The organism is Streptomyces sp. TRM68416 (genome assembly GCF_014596915.1).
GTDB lineage: Bacteria > Actinomycetota > Actinomycetes > Streptomycetales > Streptomycetaceae > Streptomyces.
Map to the genome: position 1 here is coordinate 210,059 of NZ_JACVWU010000011.1, position 19,413 is coordinate 229,471.

17 protein-coding genes are annotated in these 19,413 nt (G+C 70.7%); 12 read left to right on the forward strand and 5 right to left on the reverse strand.

Going from position 1 to position 19,413, the window contains the following annotated elements; genetic code table 11:
• Positions 1-18: 18 nt before the first annotated feature.
• Positions 19-924, reverse strand: coding sequence for an RNA polymerase sigma factor SigF (locus ICC28_RS19570; RefSeq protein WP_188289910.1), 906 nt, complete (start codon positions 922-924; stop codon positions 19-21).
• Positions 925-1,163: 239 nt separating this feature from the next.
• Here ICC28_RS19570 and ICC28_RS19575 point away from each other — a divergent pair, with 239 nt between their 5' ends.
• From ICC28_RS19575 to ICC28_RS19590, 4 genes are all read left to right on the forward strand, one after another.
• Complete coding sequence (locus tag ICC28_RS19575; RefSeq protein WP_188289911.1) at positions 1,164-1,541, forward strand: STAS domain-containing protein; 378 nt, start codon at positions 1,164-1,166, stop codon at positions 1,539-1,541.
• Between the two features lie 319 nt (positions 1,542-1,860).
• Positions 1,861-2,442: an ATP-binding protein gene (locus tag ICC28_RS19580; RefSeq protein ID WP_188289912.1), complete on the forward strand. Its 582-nt coding sequence runs from the start codon at positions 1,861-1,863 to the stop codon at positions 2,440-2,442.
• Positions 2,443-2,671: 229 nt separating this feature from the next.
• Positions 2,672-3,343: an LPXTG cell wall anchor domain-containing protein gene (locus tag ICC28_RS19585; RefSeq protein WP_188289913.1), complete on the forward strand. Its 672-nt coding sequence runs from the start codon at positions 2,672-2,674 to the stop codon at positions 3,341-3,343.
• A 313-nt stretch (positions 3,344-3,656) separates the two neighbouring features.
• Positions 3,657-4,733, forward strand: a complete 1,077-nt coding sequence (locus ICC28_RS19590; protein WP_188289914.1) for a hypothetical protein — start codon at positions 3,657-3,659, stop codon at positions 4,731-4,733.
• Positions 4,734-5,320: 587 nt separating this feature from the next.
• Here ICC28_RS19590 and ICC28_RS19595 read toward each other — a convergent pair.
• Positions 5,321-6,847, reverse strand: a complete 1,527-nt coding sequence (locus ICC28_RS19595; protein ID WP_188289915.1) for a peptide MFS transporter — start codon at positions 6,845-6,847, stop codon at positions 5,321-5,323.
• A gap of 504 nt (positions 6,848-7,351) precedes the next feature.
• Here ICC28_RS19595 and ICC28_RS19600 point away from each other — a divergent pair.
• Positions 7,352-8,029, forward strand: a complete 678-nt coding sequence (locus ICC28_RS19600; protein WP_188289916.1) for a response regulator transcription factor — start codon at positions 7,352-7,354, stop codon at positions 8,027-8,029.
• Positions 8,030-8,042: 13 nt separating this feature from the next.
• A complete protein-coding gene (locus ICC28_RS19605) occupies positions 8,043-9,311 on the forward strand; it encodes a HAMP domain-containing histidine kinase (RefSeq protein WP_188289917.1) in 1,269 nt (422 codons plus the stop codon).
• 190 nt (positions 9,312-9,501) lie between these two features.
• Here ICC28_RS19605 and ICC28_RS19610 read toward each other — a convergent pair whose 3' ends face one another.
• Entirely contained in the window at positions 9,502-9,999 is a 498-nt protein-coding gene (locus ICC28_RS19610) for a GtrA family protein (protein ID WP_188289918.1), read from the reverse strand.
• A 129-nt stretch (positions 10,000-10,128) separates the two neighbouring features.
• Between ICC28_RS19610 and ICC28_RS19615 the strand changes: the two genes are divergently transcribed.
• The 5 genes from ICC28_RS19615 to ICC28_RS19635 all read left to right on the forward strand — a co-directional run bounded on the left by ICC28_RS19615 (position 10,129) and on the right by ICC28_RS19635 (position 15,056).
• Positions 10,129-11,268 carry a 5-(carboxyamino)imidazole ribonucleotide synthase gene (locus ICC28_RS19615; protein ID WP_188289919.1) on the forward strand — a complete coding sequence of 380 codons (1,140 nt, stop codon included), beginning with the start codon at positions 10,129-10,131 and terminating at the stop codon, positions 11,266-11,268.
• Positions 11,269-11,514: 246 nt separating this feature from the next.
• Positions 11,515-12,045: a 5-(carboxyamino)imidazole ribonucleotide mutase gene (gene purE / locus ICC28_RS19620; RefSeq protein ID WP_188289920.1), complete on the forward strand. Its 531-nt coding sequence runs from the start codon at positions 11,515-11,517 to the stop codon at positions 12,043-12,045.
• 5 nt (positions 12,046-12,050) lie between these two features.
• The gene (locus ICC28_RS19625; RefSeq protein ID WP_188289921.1) at positions 12,051-13,235 is read left to right on the forward strand and encodes a dipeptidase; all 1,185 of its coding nucleotides are present in this window, start codon (positions 12,051-12,053) and stop codon (positions 13,233-13,235) included.
• A 134-nt stretch (positions 13,236-13,369) separates the two neighbouring features.
• On the forward strand, positions 13,370-13,729 hold the full coding sequence (locus tag ICC28_RS19630; protein ID WP_188289922.1) for a MerR family transcriptional regulator: 360 nt from the start codon (positions 13,370-13,372) through the stop codon (positions 13,727-13,729).
• A 118-nt stretch (positions 13,730-13,847) separates the two neighbouring features.
• On the forward strand, positions 13,848-15,056 hold the full coding sequence (locus ICC28_RS19635) for a dipeptidase (RefSeq protein WP_188289923.1): 1,209 nt from the start codon (positions 13,848-13,850) through the stop codon (positions 15,054-15,056).
• A gap of 188 nt (positions 15,057-15,244) precedes the next feature.
• Here ICC28_RS19635 and ICC28_RS19640 read toward each other — a convergent pair whose 3' ends face one another.
• Complete coding sequence (locus ICC28_RS19640) at positions 15,245-16,588, reverse strand: UDP-glucose dehydrogenase family protein (protein ID WP_188289924.1); 1,344 nt, start codon at positions 16,586-16,588, stop codon at positions 15,245-15,247.
• A 193-nt stretch (positions 16,589-16,781) separates the two neighbouring features.
• Here ICC28_RS19640 and ICC28_RS19645 point away from each other — a divergent pair, with 193 nt between their 5' ends.
• Positions 16,782-17,939: an acyl-CoA dehydrogenase gene (locus tag ICC28_RS19645; RefSeq protein ID WP_262928481.1), complete on the forward strand. Its 1,158-nt coding sequence runs from the start codon at positions 16,782-16,784 to the stop codon at positions 17,937-17,939.
• Positions 17,940-18,138: 199 nt separating this feature from the next.
• Here ICC28_RS19645 and ICC28_RS19650 read toward each other — a convergent pair whose 3' ends face one another.
• A complete protein-coding gene (locus ICC28_RS19650; protein ID WP_188289925.1) occupies positions 18,139-19,314 on the reverse strand; it encodes a tyrosine-type recombinase/integrase in 1,176 nt (391 codons plus the stop codon).
• Positions 19,315-19,413 lie beyond the last annotated feature (99 nt).

A 19,413-nucleotide genomic window follows, 5' to 3' on the forward strand; every position in this document is an offset into this window, starting at 1 on the left:
CGTGAACCGGCCGGGGAGTCACTCCTCGACGGTCAGCCCCTTCCGGAGCCGCACCAGCGTCCGTGACAGCAGTCGCGACACATGCATCTGGGAGATGCCGAGTTCCTCGCCGATCTCCGACTGGGTCATGCCCGCGACGAAGCGCAGGGAGAGGATCTGCCGGTCCCGCGGCGGGAGTTCGGCGATCAGCGGCTTCAACGACTCGACGTACTCGATGCCTTCGAGTCCGTGGTCCTCGTAGCCGATCCGGTCGGCGAGCGCGCCCTCGGCGTCGTCCTCCTCGGGCTGGGCGTCCAGCGACGAGGCGGTGTACGCGTTCGATGCGGCCATGCCCTCGACGACCTCGTCGTTGGTCAGTCCGAGGCGCTCGGCCAGTTCGGCGACCGTCGGGGCGCGGTCGAGCTTCTGGGCCAGTTCGTCACCGGCCTTGGCCAGGTCGAGCCGGAGTTCCTGGAGTCGGCGCGGTACGCGCACGGACCACGAGGTGTCCCGGAAGAACCGCTTGATCTCGCCCACGATGGTGGGCATCGCGAAGGTGGGGAACTCGACGCCGCGGCTGAGTTCGAAGCGGTCGATCGCCTTGATCAGGCCGATGGTGCCGACCTGGATGATGTCCTCCATGGGCTCGCTGCGGGAGCGGAAGCGGGAGGCGGCGAACTTGACCAGGGCGAGGTTGAGTTCGACGAGCGTGTTGCGGACGTAGGAGTACTCGTGGGTCCCTTCCTCCAGCGACTCCAGCCGCTCGAAGAGGGTCTTGGACAGGGCCCGTGCGTCCACCGGGCCCACCTCGTCGTAGGGCGGAATCTCCGGTAGTCCGGCGAGTACGTCGTCCTGCTCGATGGGATCCAGCTGTTCCTGCGGGGAGGTCGACGTCGCCTCGTGGGTATGCGGTGCGTCGATCCGGGGTGACATGATGTCCTCCATCGTTCTCGGCATATGGCTGCCGAAGCCAGTGAGTGCACTGCGGTGTGCGGCGCCTCCAAAGCCGGCCGTGTCGGTTACGTGTCCCTACTAGCCCTACCCGCTTTCCCGAGATCACCGCAAGTGCGTTTTGGGGCGAAATGTCCGATTGTGCGTGGATGTTCGGGTGTCGCGGGGCGTAGGGAAGGCGTAGTGTTCGAGGGCGTCAGTCAGCAGCCACGACGTCGGGAGTGAGACACGGCATGGACCGCGGGACGGTCGGCAGCGCACAGTCTGGCCGACTTCTGGTGGAGGTGCGGGAAGAGGGCTCCAGCGCCGTCGTGACCCCGGCGGGTGAGTTGGATCACCACACCGCCGATTTGTTGCGAGAGCCACTTGAGGAATGCCTTGACAAAGGGTTCAGTCGGCTGGTCGTCGACTGTTCGAGGCTGGAGTTCTGCGACTCCACGGGACTCAACGTTCTGCTCGGTGCCCGCCTGAAGGCGGAGGCCGCCGGGGGCGGGGTGCATCTCGCCGGAATGCAGCCCGTGGTCGCGCGCGTGTTCGAGATCACCGGGGCGGATGCGGTCTTCACCGTTCATGACAATCTCGCCGCAGCCCTGGCCGACGAGGCCGGCTGAGCGGCCCGGTGGTCGTGGACCGACCCCCTGCCGTCCCACGGGGACCTGTGCGTTCCGGGTGTCACGTGATTCGTGCCGAATACGGGGGTGTTCCCTCGGTTCGCTCGGGCAGGAGACATCCTGAACACGTCGGCCGTCGCGGCCGCGGGGACCGCGTGGACCGGCGGATCGCGTACCGGCCGCGCCGACACCGTGCGGTGGGCCGACCGAGCTGGACCGGAGGGACGAACGGCCCATGGCCGAACGGGCCGACCGGATGCATGACTGACCGAGTGATTTCTGAATCGTTGAACTGGTGAATCGGTGAGGTGAAGCGCTGATGAGCACCACCCGGCCCTACTCGCCGGGCGACCGCGGCCCGGAGCCCAGCGGCGCTTCCGGGGCGTCCGGGGGGGACGTGCCGTCGATGGACGCATCCGGGCGGGATGCATCGTCGGCGGCCGTGGTCTCCGACGGGGGCGTGGCCGCGCCGTCCGAGCCGACGGCGGGCGGCCGACAGGTCCGCCGGCTGAGTTTCGACGGCAAGAGCGGTGTCGTGCCGCTCGCCCGTGACTTCACCCGGCAGGCGCTGTACGCGTGGGGCTGGCTGCCCGCCGCCACCGCCGACCAGCGGGCCGCCGCCGAGGACGTCCTCCTCGTCGTCTCCGAGCTGGTCACCAACGCCTGTCTGCACGCCGAAGGGCCGGACGAGCTCTGGATCGCCTGCGACAGCAAGGTGATCCGCCTGGAGGTCTCCGACCGCGGCACCGGCCAGCCGGCGCCCCGCACCCCCCACCGCGCGGGCCGCCCCGGCGGCCACGGCATGTTCATCGTCCAGCGGCTCTGCCTGGACTGGGGCGTGGTACGGACCCCGGGCATGGCCGGCAAGACGGTGTGGGCGGAGCTGGGCGTCCCGGCCTGACCCGGGCGCCCGCGGCTGCCGGATCGGCTCCGCCCTCGAGTTACTCAGGGTTACGTCGCCGTACGGGCCTCCACGCGACCCCCCTTTCCCGCGCGCCGGATCGCCACAACTCCGGCGCGCACCGTGTCTTCCTTCCTCTCGACGCCGGGCGTACCTTGACGGCCGATCTGATGTTCCGTCAGGAAACCTCGGGCAAGAGGAACTTCGGGAGAAAAAGGGAGCGGAAACCGTGTCGTACCGGAAACGAACCGCCGCGCTCGCCTCCGTCGCGGCCCTGGCCGGCTCGGCGGTGCTGATGGCCGCCCCCGCCGCCCGGGCCGAGGTCGTCGACGTCAACTACCAGTGCAAGACGCCGATCGGCGACAAGAGCGCCGTCTCGCCCATCGACATCAAGAGCGTCGAGAGCGGCAACGGCTACAAGATCACCATGTCCTGGCAGAAGGGCGTCTCGTCCAGCCCGGTCGAACTCGGCAAGGGCGCGATGAACCCCAGCGCCACGATCAGGCTCGGCGGTGCCGACAGCGGCACGCTGACCGTGACCGGGCCGGCCAACCAGGAGGCCGTCCCGGCCAACACCCCGATCAGGATCAACGACCTGACCGGCACGTACACGCCGAAGAAGTCCGGCAAGGTCACCTTCACCGCCGGTGTGCTCACCATCGAGGCGCTCGGTACGACGACGACCTGCACGCCGTCCAACAGCCCCGGCCCGTCGCTGAGCCTCGACGTCAAGGCCGCGGGCGGCGCCACCGGCGGGACCCGGAGCGGCGGCGGCTCCGGCCCGGACCTTCCGCAGACCGGGCCCGAGGACTCGGCGATCGCCCTCGGCACCCTGGGAGGCACGGTGCTGCTCGCCGGGGCGGCGGGAACACTCTGGCTCACCCGGCGGAACCGGACCTGACCCCCTCCCGCTACGGCGAGGGCGCGCCCGGCGCGGTGGTGCGGGACGCGGTGACCGCGACCGACCGGAGCGGACGGGCGGCCGCGGGCGGGCGGTCACCGTACGCACCCCGGGCCGACGTCCTCGTCGCGGTGACCGCTCCGGACGGCAACCGCCCGAGGGGGCGCGCACGACACGGCCGAGGTCTCGGCCGCGTTCGGTGACGGGCGTCGGGGCCGCGACGACCGGCGCCTGCTTCGTCGTACGGCGACTTGGGCCTCGTAGGAGTGAGGGCCCGCACAGGCCAGTCGAGTTGACGGGAGGGAGCGGTGAAGTGAACGGCAAGGTGCGGATCCCGGTGGTGCTCGCCCTGCTGCTTCTGACGGTGTCCCTGGCGCCGGTGGCACCCGCCTCCGCCGCCGCGGACCCGCCCGTCGTGAAGCTCTCCAAGTCGCAGGCGGGCACGGGGGGTTCGATCACCGTCACGGGGAGCGGCTGGCGGCCCCACGCCCTGCTGATGATCCTCATCTGCGGGCAGTCGGCGCCGTCGACGGGGGTGACCGGCGGCACCGACTCCTGCGCCAACTCCGACGGCCGGGCCGTCACCGCCGACGCCGAGGGCCGGTTCAGCCGGAGGCTGCCGGTGGCCGAACCGCCGGTGCCGTGCCCGTGCGTGGTGCATGTCGCCACGGCCCAGGGCGCGAAGGCCGAGGCCGACGCGGTTCTCCAGGTGGCCGGGCACGCCGTCGAGCCCCTGCCCGCGGACGCGGCCGGCGGGCGTCTGGCGGTCCTCGCCGATGCCCGACTCGACGGCTCCAGCGGGCTGCTGACCTGGTTCGGCGCCCCGCCCGCCCGCACCCTCGTCCTCACCGTCGGCAACGTCGGCGGCGCGGCCGTGAAGAACCCCGTCTTCCAAGTGGGCACCTCCCACGGCGTGTTCGCGCCCGAGTGGCAGGAGCAGCAGTGGCGCGGCACGATCCGGCCCGGCGGGAAGGCCCGGATCGAACTCCCCGTGGAACTGCCCGGCGGCGCGCACGGCGACTACACCGTCTCGCTGAAGTACGGCGGGAAGGTGATGGCCGAACACCCCTGGGACGTGGGCCGTCCCTGGGGCGTGACCCTGTTCTGGATCCTGGTCCTCCTGGTCGTGCCGGCCGCGGTGTTCCGCGCCGGGATGGCGGTGGTGGACCGGGTACGGCCCCGTTCGCCACGTCGCCGCGGGCCGCGGCCGCCCGAACCGGCCCCGCGCCTGCCCGGGTTGAAGTCCGCCCCGGACCGGGCGCCCGCTTCCTCCGCGACCTTGCCGTGGTTCACCCCGGATTCCGGCCCGGACGCGGCCGGCGGGCACTCCGCCCGGCACGACGACAGCTCCACCAGTCCCGCGGATCCCACCAGGAAGGGCCCGGGGTGACGAGGCCGAAGTGGTGCGGACGTTCGTCCAGGCCCCTCCGAGAACCCCGACCTGATCGATCCGCCCGCCGCCCGCCGCCTGCCGTCCGCCGCCCGCGCAGCCCAACGGGACGCTCACGCCGGCCGGCGTGCAGAGCGCGGGCCTCGTGATGCGGGGGCCGCGGAGGAACCCGGCCGCCCCCGAGGGCGGCGGCATGGCGCCGGCCGACATGACGGGCACCCTGAAGTCGACGACACCCGGCGGTCCTGCTCGGCGTGGCCGTGTTCACACTCGTGCCAGAACACGGAACACGGAACACGGAACACGGAACACGGAACAGGGAACACGGAACACGGGACCCGAGACGGGACACGGCACGCGCCGAAACGGACAGGGCCGCCGCGATCCACTCGGATCGCAGCGGCCCTGAAGACGGGGTGCGGGGCGCCTCGCGGCCGGCCACGGCGCCGCCGCAGCCGGGCGCGAGGCCCCTCACCGCCGCCGCAGCCGGGCGCGAGGCCCCTCACCGCCGCCGCAGCCGGGCGCGAGGCCCCTCACCGCCGCCGCAGCCGGGCGCGAGGCCCCTCACCGCCGCCGCGGCGGAGCGCTCAGTGCACGTCGCCCATGAGCTCCTGGACCTTCTTGCGGTACATCCAGATCGCCCCGCCCGCGGCTGCGGCCAGCGCCGCCTGGAGGGCGATGACGCCCGTGCCGTTCAGGTCCACGCCCGCCAGCGAGAGCAGACCCGTGGTGCAGTCGCCCGCGGTGACGGCGAGGAAGAACACACCCAGCATCTGGGAGGCGTACTTCTGCGGCGCCATCTTGGTGGTCAGCGACAGACCCACCGGGGACAGGCACAGCTCGGCGATGGTCTGGATCATGTAGATGCCGACCAGCCACATCGGACTGACCGTGGCGTCGCCGGTCGCCATGCCGATCGGGACCAGGAAGACGAAGAACGAGGCACCGATGCCGACCAGGGCCATCGCGAACTTCACGATGGTGTTGGGCTCCTGGTTCTTGCGCGCCAGCCACAGCCACAGCCAGGCGAAGACCGGGGCCAGCGCCATGACGAACAGCGGGTTCAGCGACTGGAACCAGGTGGCAGGGAAGCTCAGCGGACCGATGTGGTCGGCGGTCTTGGCGTCCGCGAACAGCGCCAGCGTCGAGCCGCCCTGGTCGTAGATCATCCAGAAGATGGCGGCGGCCACGAAGAACCAGATGTAGCCGGAGACCTTCGACTGCTCGCTCGCCGTCAGGTCCTTGTCGCGCTTGATGCGCGCCAGCACCGCGACCGGGATGATCAGGCCGGCGAGGGTGATCGGGACCAGCGCCCAGTTCAGCGTGTAGGCGCCCACGCCGACGACGACACCGTAGAAGACCGCGACGACCGCGACGGCCCCGAGGGCCTTCAGCAGGACCGCCTTGCGCTCCTCGGGGGTGAGCGGGTTCGGGACGATGCTGCTCTTCGGGCTCAGGTGGCGCGTGCCGATCAGGAACTGGGCCAGGCCCGCCGCCATGCCGATCGCGGCGATCAGGAAGCCGAAGTGCCAGTTGACCTTCTCGCCGACGGTGCCGATGACCAGCGGAGCGACGAAGGCGCCGAGGTTGATGCCGACGTAGAAGAGCGTGAAGCCGCCGTCGCGGCGGGGGTCGTCCGGGCCGTCGTAGAGGTGGCCGACCATCGTGGAGATGTTGGCCTTCAGCAGACCGGAGCCGACGGCGACGAGGGCGAGGCCCACGAAGAACATCGCCGCGCCCGGAACGGCCAGCGAGACATGGCCCAGCATGATCACGAAACCGGCGATGGCGACGGTCTTGCGCGCGCCCCAGACGCGGTCGCCGAACCAGCCGCCGGGCATGGCCATCAGGTAGACCATCGAGACGTAGACGGAGTAGATGGCCGTGGCCGTGGCCGCGGACATCGCGAGGCCGCCGCCCTGGCTGCCGGTCGCGGCGTCGGCGCCGCCGGAGACCAGGTACAGGACAAGAAGAGCCCGCATGCCGTAGTAGGAGAAACGCTCCCACATCTCGGTCATGAAGAGAGTGGCCAGGCCACGGGGGTGGCCGAAGAAGGACCGGTCGAGGCCGGAGGTGCGCGGCGGGAAAGGGTCCGTCGTCAGGCTGGACGCCATGGGTCGTTCCTTGCTGGTCGGGACGCGCGTGTGCGGAGCGTTGCGCGCCCGGTGGGGACGGCCGGCACCGGCGAGTCGGTCCGTCCACCCCACGCCCAGGGGAGTCCGCTCCGGGTCACGGAGCGGTGGACGCCGACCACCGGGATCCACGCCTCTGCGCGCGTCGATGCGCTACGAGGCCCGGCCACAGGTCATTCCTTTCGAGGCTGGCGGAGACCAGCCCGCACACAAAAGAGACCTTCAGCGTGAAAAGCGTTGCCAAAGGTCCCCGTGGTGCTGCAGGCGTTCAGTCACCATACGGCAGGACACTGCCGGAAATGAAAGGACTTGAGATATGGATCACAGGTTCCGGGGGAACCGCAGGCGCTCATTCGAAGGTCACCCACAGGATCTCATCCCAGGCACATAGGCTTGTACAAAGGTAAGAACTGGGTGACCGCGAGGTAAGAACCGCCGTCGCCGATCACACCCCGGCTCTTGTCACGGGCGGACTACCATCAGGTCATGACCCGTGTACTGCTCGCCGAGGACGACGCGTCCATCTCTGAGCCGCTGGCCCGTGCACTGCGCCGGGAAGGGTACGAGGTCGAGGTGCGTGAGGACGGACCGGCCGCGCTCGACGCAGGAATGCAGGGCGGCGTCGACCTGGTCGTGCTGGACCTCGGTCTGCCCGGCATGGACGGCCTGGAGGTGGCACGCCGGCTGCGCGCCGAGGGCCACAGCGTCCCGATCCTCATCCTGACCGCGCGCGCCGACGAGGTGGACACCGTCGTCGGGCTCGACGCGGGCGCCGACGACTACGTCACCAAGCCGTTCCGCCTCGCCGAGCTGCTCGCCCGGGTACGGGCACTGCTGCGGCGCGGCGCCGTCGAGCCCCAGCAGCCGCCGGCCACCCACGGGGTGCGGATCGACGTCGAGTCGCACCGCGCGTGGATGGGGGACGAGGAGCTCCAGCTCACGGCGAAGGAGTTCGACCTGCTGCGGGTGCTGGTACGGGACGCCGGACGCGTGGTCACCCGGGACCAGCTGATGCGCGAGGTCTGGGACACCACCTGGTGGTCGTCGACCAAGACGCTCGACATGCACATTTCGTGGCTGCGGAAGAAGCTGGGTGACGATGCGGCGAACCCGCGGTACATCGCGACCGTGCGGGGCGTCGGCTTCCGCTTCGAGAAGAGTTGAGTAAACCGCGTCCATGCGCCGCCGACTGATCCAGTCCACCCTCGCCGTCGTGCTCGTCGTGATCGCCGTCTTCGGTGTGTCCCTCGTCATCGTCGAGACGCGCACGATCAGCTCCACCGCGCAGGAACGGGTGGACTCCGAGGCGGTACGTCTCGTCGGCATCGTGGACAGCCGGCTGATCGCGACCGGTGCCGTCACCGCCGACATGCTCCGCGACCAGGTACCCGAGGGTCGGTACGCCGTGATCCGCGTCCCCGGTCAGCGGCCCATCGAGATCGGCACCAAGCCGACCGGTGACACCATCAGCTCCAGCCGCAAGGGCAGCGAGGGCGAGACCGTCACCGTCGAGGAACCCCGCTCCGCGGTCACCCGTGAGGTCGGGCGCACGCTGCTGATCATCGGGGCGGTGGCACTGCTGGCGGTGATCGCCGCGGTGCTGCTCGCCGTGCGCCAGGCCAACCGGCTCGCCTCCCCGCTCACCGACCTCGCCGAGACCGCCGAACGCCTTGGCTCGGGCGACCCGCGCCCCCGCCACAAACGCTACGGCGTCCAGGAGCTGGACCGGGTGGCGGACGTACTGGACGCGAGCGCGGAGCGGATCGGCCGCATGCTCACGGCCGAGCGGCGGCTGGCCGCGGACGCCTCGCACCAGCTGCGCACCCCGCTGACCGCGCTGTCCATGCGGCTGGAGGAGATCACCCTCACCGACGACCCGGACACGGTGAAGGAGGAGGCGACGATCGCGCTCACGCAGGTGGAGCGGCTGACGGACGTCGTCGAGCGGCTGCTGACGAACTCGCGCGATCCGCGCACCGGCTCCGCCGTCACCTTCGACCTCGACGAGGTCATCCAGCAGCAGCTCGCCGAGTGGCGGCCGGCGTACCGCAGCGCCGGGCGGGCCATCGTCAGCTCCGGCAAGCGGCATCTGCAGGCCGTCGGGACGCCGGGCGCGGTCGCGCAGGTGCTGGCCGCGCTGATCGAGAACTCGCTGATGCACGGCGGGGGCACGGTCGCGCTGCGGACCCGGGTCACCGGTAACCAGGCGGTCATCGAGGTCACCGACGAGGGGCCCGGAGTGCCGGCCGACCTCGGGGCGCGGATCTTCGAACGGGCGATCAGCGGGCACAACTCGACGGGCATCGGGCTGGCGGTGGCGCGGGACCTCGCGGAGGCCGACGGAGGACGCCTGGAGATGCTCCAGGCCGCGCCACCGGTCTTCGGCCTGTTCCTGTCCCGCACGACGGTGAAGCGGACGGAGGAGCGGGAGCCGACGGTTCGCTAGGCGGCCTGCCGGTGCCTGCCGGCGCTTGCTCGTGCTGCCGGTGCCTACCGGTGCCTGTCGGTGCTTCCTCGTGTCCGCCCGTGCCTGCCAGCGCTTGCCCGTGCCCGTGCCTGACGGCGCCTGCTCGCGCCTGCCGGTGTCCGCGGGCGCCTGCTCGTGCCTGCCGGTGCCCGTCGGCGCCCGCCCGTGCCTACCGGTGCGCCGGCTGGGCCCGCTTCCGTTCCTCCTTCAGGAACGACTCCGCGCCGGCCAGGGTCTCCCGGGCGGGCAGTGCCCTGAAGACCCACGTCCGGTAAGACCAGAAGCGGAACAGGGTCGCGATGCCGATGCCGAGGAACTTGAAGACGTTGCTCTGCAGCGGGCTGTCCCAGCCGAACCCGTACGTCGCCGTGTAGAGCACACCGTTCTCGATCACCAGGCCGACCACGCTGAACAGCAGGAACAGCGTGAGTTCCTTGGTACGCCCGCTCTTGTCGCGGTCACGGTAGGTGAAGTACCGGAAACCGACGTAGTTGAAGGCGATGGCCACCACCGTGGCGATGACGCTCGCCCGCACCACCGGGAGGTCGGTCGCCTGCCGGACCAGGTTGAAGACACCGAGGTTGACCAGCAGCCCGGCACCGCCGACGGCGCCGAACTTGGCCGCCTCGTGCGCGAGCCGCCGCAGGCCGGAGGAGCCACGTCCCATGGAGTGAAAGCTCCCGTCCGTCGGTTTCGTCAACCCAGCCATGCTAACCACCCCCGCGGTGGATTGCCTGTGCGTGCGCTCACAGGCCGCGGAAACCGGCCGCGCCGACGCGACCGATACCCTGGGGTCGTGACGTTCCCGGTAGTCGGCATGGTCGGCGGGGGCCAGCTCGCTCGTATGACACACGAGGCAGGCATCCCGCTGGGCATCAGGTTCAAGCTCCTCAGTGACACCCCGCAGGATTCCGCGGCCCAGGTGGTGAGCGAAGTCGTCGTCGGCGACTACCGCGACCTGGACACGCTGCGTGACTTCGCGCGCGGATGCGATGTGATCACCTTCGATCACGAACATGTACCCACCGAGCACCTCCGGGCCCTGGAGGCGGACGGCATCCCCGTGCGCCCCGGGCCCGACGCGCTTCAGCACGCCCAGGACAAGGGCGTGATGCGGGCCAAGCTCGACGCGATCGGAGTGCCCTGCCCACGGCACCGCATCGTCAGCGACCCGGCCGACGTGGCCGCCTTCGCGGGGGAGGGCGACGGCTTCCCCGTCGTCCTCAAGACCGTGCGCGGCGGCTACGACGGCAAGGGCGTGTGGGTCGTGGACTCCGCCGAGGAGGCGGAGGCCCCCTTCAAGGCCGGCGTGCCCGTGCTCGCCGAGGAGAAGGTCGACTTCGTGCGGGAGCTCGCCGCCAACGTCGTACGCTCCCCGCACGGCCAGGCCGTCGCCTACCCGGTCGTGGAGTCCCGGCAGGTCGACGGCGTGTGCGACACCGTGATCGCCCCGGCCCCCGACCTCGACGAGGCCCTCGCGCTGCGGGCCGAGGAGATGGCCCTGCGCATCGCCAAGGAACTGGACGTCGTCGGCCACCTCGCCGTCGAACTGTTCCAGACCCGCGACGGCCGCATCCTCGTCAACGAACTCGCCATGCGCCCCCACAACTCGGGCCACTGGAGCCAGGACGGCGCGATCACCAGCCAGTTCGCCAACCACGTCCGGGCCGTCCTCGACCTCCCCCTCGGCGACCCGCGCCCGCGCGCGAAGTGGACGGTCATGGTCAACGTCCTCGGCGGCGACTACCCGGACATGTACTCCGCGTACCTGCACTGCATGGCCCGCGACCCCCAGCTGAAGATCCACATGTACGGCAAGGACGTGAAGCCCGGCCGCAAGGTCGGCCACGTCAACACGTACGGCGACGACCTGGACGACGTACTGGAACGCGCCCACCACGCCGCCGGCTACCTGAGAGGCACGATCACCGATTGACCTCGGCCCCTCCCCGCTGGGGAGGGGGCTGTCATGGCTCGCGCCATGACGCTTCCTGCCCGGCGCCGGTCGGCGATTCGCGGGCGCCGGGGGAGCCGCACACCTCCCCGGCATGCTCGCCTCCGAAGCGGTACTTGAATGCCCGCTTCCCACACTTGGCCCCATTGGTCCCCACGCCTCACGCGCTAGCGTCTCCGATGTAAGCCGGTCCGGCGCACTGAGAATCCCGTATGCAAGGAGAATGAGATGAGCCCAGTCGTAGGCATCGTCATGGGGTCGGACTCCGACTGGCCGGTCATGGAGGCCGCCGCCCAGGCGCTGGACGAGTTCGAGATCGCGTACGAGGTCGACGTCGTCTCGGCGCACCGCATGCCGCGCGAGATGATCTCCTACGGCGAACAGGCCGCGGAGCGGGGCATCAAGGTGATCATCGCGGGCGCCGGGGGAGCCGCGCACCTTCCCGGCATGCTCGCCTCCGTCACCCCCCTTCCCGTGATCGGCGTTCCGGTGCCGCTGAAGTACCTCGACGGCATGGACTCCCTGCTGTCCATCGTGCAGATGCCGGCCGGGGTCCCCGTCGCGACCGTCTCCGTCGCCGGGGCCCGCAACGCCGGTCTGCTGGCCGCCCGGATCCTCGCCGCGCACGACGAGGAACTCCTCGGCCGGATGCGGGAGTTCCAGCAGGAGCTGAACGACCAGGCCACCGAGAAGGGCAAGCGCCTGCGCGCCAAGGTCGACGGCGGCGGCAACGGCTTCGGCTTCGGCTCCGGGAAGTGACGCCGGTGAGCGCGCTGGAGGAGGCCCGCGAGCTGCTGCGGGAGTTCCCCGTCGTCGACGGGCACAACGACCTGCCCTGGGCCCTGCGCGAGCAGGTCCGCTACGACCTCGACGCCCGCGACATCGGCACGGACCAGGCTGCTCACCTGCACACCGACATCCCGCGGCTGCGTGCGGGCGGCGTCGGGGCGCAGTACTGGTCGGTGTACGTCCGCGCCGACCTGCCCGACCCGGTGCCGGCCACGCTGGAACAGATCGACTGCGTACGGCAGCTGATCGACCGTCACCCGGCCGACCTGCGGGCCGCGTTGACCGCCGCGGACCTCGAAGCGGCGCGCGCGGAAGGCCGTATCGCCTCGCTCATGGGGGCGGAGGGCGGGCACTCGATCGCCAACTCCCTCGGTACGCTGCGCGCGTTGTACGCCCTCGGCGTGCGGTACATGACCCTCACCCACAACGACAACGTGGACTGGGCCGACTCCGCGACCGACGAGCCGGGGGTCGGGGGACTGTCGGCCTTCGGCCGGGCGGTCGTGCGGGAGATGAACCGCGAGGGCATGCTGGTCGACCTCTCGCACGTCGCCGCCACGACCATGCGGGACGCGCTGGACACCACGTCAGCGCCGGTGGTCTTCTCCCACTCCTCCTCCCGGGCCGTGTGCGACCACCCCCGCAACATCCCCGACGATGTCCTGGAGCGGCTGCCCGCCAACGGCGGCGTCGCGATGGTGACGTTCGTGCCGAAGTTCGTGCTCCAGGCGGCGGTCGACTGGACTGCCGCGGCCGACGAGAACATGCGCGAGCACGGCTTCCACCACCTCGACACGACCGCCGAGGCGATGAAGGTGCACCGCGCCTTCGAGGAGCGCTACCCGCGCCCGGTCGCCACGGTGTCGACGGTCGCCGACCACCTCGACCACATGCGCGAGGTCGCGGGCGTCGACCATCTCGGCATCGGCGGCGACTACGACGGCACGGCCTTCACCCCGGACGGCCTCGACGACGTCTCCGGCTATCCGAACCTGATCGCGGAGCTGCTGGACCGCGGCTGGTCCAAGGCGGACCTGGCCAAGCTGACCTGGCAGAACTCCGTACGGGTGCTGGGCGCCGCGGAGGACGTGGCCCGCGATCTGCAGGCCACGCGCTCGCCGTCCAACGCCACGATCGAGGAGCTGGACGGCTCGACGTGACGTGCGGTGGTACCGGAAACTGCTTTCCGGTACCACCGACCGCGCCGGCGGGGGTGCCAGGCGGTTACGGTTCGTCACGGCCGTACCGTAGAACCTGACACTGATGTCAGAATCAAGCCTCGGTGGGGGACGGCATGCGGATCGGTGAACTGGCCCGGCGCACCGGCGTGAGCGAGCGGTCGCTGCGCTACTACGAGGCCCAGGGGCTGTTGCGCGCGGAGCGCACCCCGGGTGGCCACCGCGACTATCCCGAGGCGGCCGTGGACCGGGTCGTCCGGATCCAGGAACTGTTCGCGGCGGGCCTGCACAGCAGCCGTATCGCCCAGCTCCTGCCCTGCATGCGGGACACCGACGGCGGCCCCTCGGCCGTCGCCACGCCCCGGCTGGTCCGGGACCTGACCGAGGAGCGCGACCGCATCGACCGGATGATCGCCGACCTGGTGCGCTCCCGGGAGACCCTCGACGAGGTGATCGAGGCGGCGCAGGGCGGCTGAGCCCGGGGTGGGGTCGCTGAACCGGCGGACGCCCGAACGCCCCGTCCACCAGGAAGCCTTCCCGGACCCCGTGCGACGGTGACCGTACAGCGACCCCCGCGCACGTACGGAGCCCGCCATGGCAGACCTCCAGGACGACCTGCACCCCACGACCGAGGTCGGCGCGCTCGACGACCTGCCCCTGGACGGCCCTTTCCCGGTCGAGCCGCCCGCCACGGTCGACCCGCCCGCTCTGATGGAGCCGCCTGCCCTGATGGAGCCGCCCGCTCCGGCCGTAGCCGCTGCGGCCGTCGTCGACCCGGATGCCGTCGACCCGGACGCCGGGCCGCTGGAGCGCGCGCACGCCCTCCTGGCAGCCCACCCCGTCGCCGACGGCTACAGCGGACTGCCCTGGGCGCTGCGCCACCTGCCCTGGTACGACCTCGAACTGGGCGAGAGCGCCGTCGACACCGACGTACCGCGGCTGCGCCAGGGCCACGTCGGCGCGTTGTTCTGCTCGCTGCACCTGCCCGAGGGGCTGGCCGCCGACCGTGCCGTGGCCGCCACCCTCGAGCAGCTGGACCTGGTCCGCACGGTGATCGCCGCCCACCCCGAGGGGCTGCGGCTGGCCCGCACCGCCGGGCAGGTCATCGACGCCCGCAACTGCGGCCGGGCGGCGGTGCTGCTGGGCCCGGCGACGGCCGCCGCGCTCGACGACTCGCTCGGCATCCTGCGCGTCCTGCACAGCCTCGGGCTGCGCGTGCTGACCCTGTCCGGCACCTCCTGGGCCAGCGAGGCGGGGCTGACCCGGTTCGGCGAGGAGGTCGTCCGCGAGATGAACCGGCTCGGCGTCCTCGCCGACCTGTCCGGCGCCTCCGAGCAGACGATCCGACGGGTGCTGGCGGCCTCCAAGACGCCGGTGCTGTTCACCCGCTCCGCCGCCCGCGCCCTGCGCCCGCACCCGGCCAACCTGCCCGACGAGCTGCTCGCCGAGCTGGGAGCGGCGAAGGGGCTGTGCATGGTGCCGCTGACCGCCGAGCAGACCGGGCCGTCCGTCCGGGACGTCGCCGACCACCTCGACCACGTCCGTGCGGTCGCGGGACCCGGCTGCGTGGGCCTGTCCGGCACCTACGACGCCGGCACCGCCCACCCCCAGGACCTCGCCGACGCCTCCTGCTACCCGCACCTCGTCGCCGAACTGCTCCACCGCGGCTGGACGGAGACCGACCTGTCCCTGCTGACCTGGGGCAACGCCCAGCGCGTCCTGCGCACCGCCGATTTCACGGCCCGGGCGGCCCAGCAGCGCCGGGAACCCTCGACCGCGCGGATCGCCGAGCTGGACGCGTAGCCCTGCCGGTAAGCCGAACGCCGCCCAGGGACGTGCGGCAGAATGCCGAAAGACGCCGTTTCGGCCGACTGAGCCTCGGCCGAAGCGGTGTCGCTGCGCCGGCTGGGCAGGGCCGTCTGCGTCTGCGGGATTGTGGGGGCTGGTTGCGCAGTTCCCCGCGCCCCTGGCGGGGCGCTGACAGCCCGGCGTTACGCGTTCGGGCGGCCCATCGCCCGGTACGTCCAGCCCGCCTTGCGCCACAGTTCCGGGTCGAGGGCGTTGCGGCCGTCGAGGATGAGGCGGGTGGCCGTGAGTTCACCGAGGGCCGCGGGGTCCAGCTCGCGGAACTCCCGCCACTCCGTCAGGTGGAGTACGGCGTCGGCGCCGCGTACGGCCGCCTCGGCGGAGTCGGCGTAGCCGAGGGTCGGGAAGAGGCGGCGGGCGTTGTCCATGCCCTTCGGGTCGTAGACGGTCACCTGGCCGCCCTGGAGGTGGATCTGCCCGGCGACGTTCAGCGCAGGCGAGTCCCGGACGTCGTCCGAGTCGGGCTTGAAGGTCGCGCCGAGGACCGCCACCCGCTTGCCGAGGAACGGCCCCCCGCCCAGCGCCTCCCGCGCCAGCTCCACCATCTGGCCGCGCTGGCGCATGTTGATCGAGTCGATCTCGCGCAGGAAGGTCAGCGCCTGGTCGGCGCCCAGCTCACCGGCGCGGGCCATGAAGGCGCGGATGTCCTTCGGCAGGCAGCCGCCGCCGAAGCCGATGCCGGCGCGCAGGAACTTCCGGCCGATCCGGTCGTCGTAGCCGATCGCCTCCGCCAGCCGGGCGACGTCGCCGCCCGCGGCCTCGCACATCTCCGCCATCGCGTTGATGAAGGAGATCTTGGTGGCGAGGAAGGAGTTCGCGGAGGTCTTCACCAGCTCGGCGGTGGGGAAGTCGGTGACGACGAAGGGCGTCCCCTCCGCGAGCGGCGTGGCGTACACCTCGCGCAGCAGCTTCTCCGCCCGCTCGCTGCGCACGCCCGCCACGATCCGGTCGGGGTGCAGGGTGTCGCCGACGGCGAAGCCCTCGCGCAGGAACTCCGGGTTCCAGGCCAGCTCGGCGTCCTGCCCGGCCGGCGCGTGCGCGGCGAGGTAGGCGGCGAGGCGGTCGGCGGAGCCGACGGGGACGGTGGACTTGCCGACGACCAGGGCGGGGCGGGTCAGGTGCGGGGCGAGGAGTTCGAAGGCGCTCTCGACGTACGACATGTCGCAGGCGTACTCGCCGTGCCGCTGCGGAGTGTTCACGCACACGAAGTGCACGTCGCCGAAGGCCCCGACCTCGGCCCAGTCCATCGTGAAGCGCAGCCGCCCGGTGGAGCCCTCGATGCCCGCCACGTGCTTGTGGAGCAGTTCCTCGAGACCGGGCTCGTACATCGGGACCCGGCCCTGCTGGAGCATCTCGATCTTCTCGGGCACGACGTCCAGGCCCAGGACCTCGAAACCGAGCTCGGCCATGGCCGCGGCGTGCGTGGCGCCGAGGTAGCCGGTGCCGATCACGGTGATCTTCAGGGCCATGGGGGACTCCATTGGGGTGGGGCGGCGGCGGTGCGCTGCCCGAGCATAGTCGGGGCATGGGAACGCGCCCCACCGGGCACTTTTCCCCCTGTCGCCAAGCTCACGTATCACTTGCGTGAGCAGGCCCCTAAAATTTGAGTTACTTAACGGTAATTAGCACAGGCATCGCAGCGTCTTTGGAGCGTGAGAGACCTTGGCCGGATCGGCTGACTTCGACCTGTACCGCCCGTCCGAGGAGCACGACATGCTCCGTGACGCCGTCCGCTCGCTGGCCGAGGCGAAGATCGCGCCGTACGCCGCCGCGGTGGACGAGGAGGCCCGCTTCCCGCAGGAGGCGCTGGACGCCCTGGTCGCCAACGACCTGCACGCCGTGCACGTGCCCGAGGAGTTCGGCGGCGCCGGTGCCGACGCGCTGGCCACCGTGATCGTGATCGAGGAGGTCTCGCGCGTCTGCGCGTCCTCCTCCCTCATCCCGGCCGTGAACAAGCTGGGCTCGCTGCCCGTCATCCTCTCCGGCTCCGAGGAGCTGAAGAAGAAGTACATGACCCCGCTCGCCAAGGGCGACGCGATGTTCTCGTACTGCCTCTCCGAGCCGGACGCGGGCTCCGACGCGGCCGGCATGAAGACCAAGGCGGTCCGCGACGGCGACCACTACGTCCTCAACGGCGTGAAGCGCTGGATCACCAACGCGGGCGTCTCCGAGTACTACACGGTGATGGCGGTCACGGACCCGTCCAAGCGCTCGAAGGGCATCTCGGCCTTCGTCGTCGAGAAGTCGGACGAGGGCGTCTCCTTCGGCGCCCCGGAGAAGAAGCTCGGCATCAAGGGCTCCCCGACCCGCGAGGTCTACCTCGACAACGTCCGCATCCCCGCCGACCGCATGATCGGCGAGGAGGGCACCGGCTTCGCCACCGCGATGAAGACCCTGGACCACACCCGCATCACCATTGCGGCCCAGGCCCTCGGCATCGCCCAGGGCGCCCTCGACTACGCCAAGGGCTACGTCCAGGAGCGCAAGCAGTTCGGCAAGCCGATCGGCGACTTCCAGGGCATCCAGTTCATGCTCGCCGACATGGCCATGAAGATCTCGGCCGCCCGCGCCCTGACCTACCAGGCCGCCGCCGCCTCCGAGCGCGGTGACGCCGACCTCACCTACCTCGGCGCGGCCGCCAAGTGCTTCGCCTCCGACGTCGCCATGGAAGCCACCACCGACGCCGTCCAGCTCCTCGGCGGCTACGGCTACACCCGCGACTACCCGCTGGAGCGCATGATGCGCGACGCGAAGATTACGCAGATTTATGAGGGCACGAACCAGGTCCAGCGCATCGTGATGGCAAGGAACCTTCCCTAGCAGGGTTTTTGCAGGTCAGGGGCTGTTTCGAGGGTCCGAGAGGGCCGCTTTGGCTTCCTGTCCGTTGCGGCCCGATCAGGGCCGTTCCTGGGCGTCATGCTGGGGGAATCCTGGGCGGATGCCGGGCCGGAAACGGCCGCTGACCTGCACAAACAACGCAGCCCCCGGCGTGATGCCGGGGGCTGTTGTCGTATGCGGATCAGGCGACCACTGACGCCTCCGTAGGGTCGTCGGCGCCGGGCGTCAGCATCGTTGCGATAGCGGCCCGGCCGCGCTGCTCGGCCCCTTCGAAGATGTAGTGGTAGTGCTCCCGCAGTACGTCCGTCCTGCTGTGGCCCATCCAGTCGGCCACGTCGTTCTCGGGGACTCCGGCGTACAGCAGCCGCGACCCGTAGTAGTGCCGGAGTGAGTGGGCCTTGCAGTACTTCACCTGTCCCTTGCCCAGGGCCTCCATCCAGATCTTCGGGTAGAAGTACGACGCGTAGAGGTAGCCGGTCCGCGTCACGTTGGGGAAGAGAAGCCGCTCCGGCCCCCATACGCCTTGGTTCTTGATGTGCCGTCGAAGCTCGAAGGCGACGTTCGGCGGGAGGGGGACCGTGCGCCCTGGCTCGCCTTCGTCACGAGCCTTGATGTGCCGACGCTGGATCGCGCTGTTCTTCCCGGACTCGGTGTCTCCGTCCTCCGCAATCTGGAAGTCGACGCGAAGCGTCTCGGCCTTGAAGTCGATCTGATCGCGGGATACCGCCATGGCCTCACCCAGCCGCAGGCCGCACCCGGCCATGAGCCACAGCATCGCGCGGTATCGCGGAGGAGCGGCATCGAGCATCGCCAGGACTTCCCGCGTCGTGAGTCGCCGGGCGGTGCTCTTGTGCTCCCGGATCTCCTTGGCGCGGCTGCCCGCGCCCTTGACCTTCTTGCACGGGTTCCGACCGATGATCTCGTTGACGACAGCCCAGTCCATCATCCCGGAGAAGAACGAGAACCGCTGGCGTCGTGTGCGGGCCGAAAGCTTCCGGTCCCGCTCCATCCACAAGAGCCACTGCTCAACGTCGGCAACCTTCAGGGACACGATCGAACGGGCTTTGAAGAATGGCTCAATGGTCGTGTTGAGGATGGATCGGTACTGCTTCTTGGTGCTGTTCTCCAGCTTCCTTTGATTGGTCCACTGTTCCCAGACGGCCGTCACCGGCTGCTTGCCCAACCGATCGTCGAGGTACGTTCCGGCGTCGAGTTCCTGTTCCTTGAGCTTGCGCTGGTCGTCTGCCCGCGTCTTGGTGGCGAACGTCTTCTGCCGTTGCTTCCCGTCAGGGTCGTACCAGAACGTCGTCCACTTCTTCGGGTCGTCCTTGGATCGCGCGACCCATGCCCTTGCCACTGAGGCGGCCCCCCTCTGTCGATGACGCACGGACGGCCCGGCGTCGTGCCGGTTGCCCGGCGTGATCCAGTCTGCGCATGGTCCACCCTGGGTTGTCAA